1 protein-coding gene is annotated in these 1,637 nt (G+C 54.9%); it reads right to left on the bottom strand.

Annotated features, from left to right (window positions below):
• Positions 1-117: 117 nt before the first annotated feature.
• Positions 118-1,548 carry an IS1182 family transposase gene (locus AC22G6_RS21755; RefSeq protein ID WP_487368495.1) on the bottom strand — a complete coding sequence of 477 codons (1,431 nt, stop codon included), beginning with the start codon at positions 1,546-1,548 and terminating at the stop codon, positions 118-120.
• Positions 1,549-1,637 lie beyond the last annotated feature (89 nt).

Here is a 1,637-nt window from a genome sequence, read left to right as displayed (position 1 = left end):
GAGGCTGTGTGGAAACGCTCTGAAATTTTGGGTGCTACAGGTCGGGTGGAGAAATTCTGCCCGCCAGTTTCGAGTTTTCCGGTTGGCATTCTGAACAGGAAGTGCAAAAAGGCCTGGTTAGGCCTGCATGGCTGCCTTTAGGTCTGCAATACCGACGATTTTCATGACTCGTTTCAGATTGTAGGCAAGGACATGCAGGCTCATTTCAGTACTGACCCGATCTAGAGTCCGGGTCAGGAAATGGGTGGCACCCATCCAATCCTTCAACGTGCCGAATGGATGCTCGACAGTCTGTCGTCGCGTCCGCATGGCTTCGGGTTTCTTATCGAGGCGTTTCTGCATCGCTTCCAGGCTGGATTCATATTTCCCGCGAGCAACGCGCCGATAGGGGCTTGGCGTACATTTCTCCTTCATCGCGCAGCGTGGGCAATCGGAGCTCCAGTATTTATGGATCAGCGCCCCACGTTCAACGGTTGAGAAACGCCAGATCAGTCGGCTGCCGGCCGGGCACTGATACTCACCGGTCTCTGGCTCGAAGACGAAATCCTCCTTGTCGAATCGGCCATTTGCTTTGGCCAAGGAAGTCATGGGCTTCGAAACAAACGGGGTGACGCCCGCGTCCTCGCAGGCGTGAATTTCCTCGCCGTGGTAATAGCCGCGGTCCGCAATGACCTGGAGATCGGGCGCAGCCATCGCCTCCTTGGCTTGCCTGGCCATCTTTGCCAGTTGGCGCCGGTCGCTACCGATATTGGTGACCTCGTGGGCAACGATGAGATGGTATTGGGTATCGACGGCCGTTTGAACGTTGTAGCCCACTAATCCTCGACTGGTACTGGTTGCCATGGCGCGGGCATCCGGATCGGTGAGCGAGATTTGCCCGGTGGGCGACTGATCCAATTGAGACTTAATTTCCTTCAGTTGCTCCATCCTGGCCTTCAGCGTTGCCATCTTCCCTTTGAGTCGTGTCGTTCTCGCTTCGGCAATCTCGGCAGGCTGGCGATCGGCGGTATCCATCTCAGTCAGATAGCGCTCGATGCACCGGTCAATTTCCTGCATCCGCTTTTCAAGTTTGCCCCGCGTGAAGTTGCGATCGTGGGCATTGACCGCTTTGAACTTGCTGCCATCAATGGCCACGACAGCTTGTGCAAAGAGATTCAGTTGGCGGCACAGCACAACAAACTGACGACAAGCGTTGCGGATGCCTTCACCGTTGTCTCGCCTGAAGTCTGCAATGGTCTTGAAATCCGGAGATAGCCTCCCGAGCAGCCACATCAATTCGATATTTCGTTGCGCCTCCCGCTCTAGCCGACGGCTTGATTGAATGCGATTGAGATAGCCGTAGACATAGAGCTTCAGCAGCGTCGATGGGTGATATGAAGGCCGTCCCGTAACAGCAGGCTCGACAAAGAAACCCAGGCAACCAAGATCGAGCTGGTCGACAAACAGATCAACAACACGGACCGGATTCTCCGCATCAATGTACTCGTCGAGTGATTCCGGCAGGAGCGTAATCTGCTGCCGATTGTCACCCTCAATGAAGCGCTTCATGCCAGCCTCCAGACATCTATCGTCATAGAGTATTTAACGCGTCAACCACCCGTTTGGAGTACACAGTTCGGGTCTTTTCACACAGCCTC

Source organism: Parazoarcus sp. PS-13 R2A (assembly GCF_057621855.1).
The sequence above is the reverse complement of the archived record's forward strand: the minus strand, read 5'-3'. Positions and strand labels throughout refer to the sequence as shown.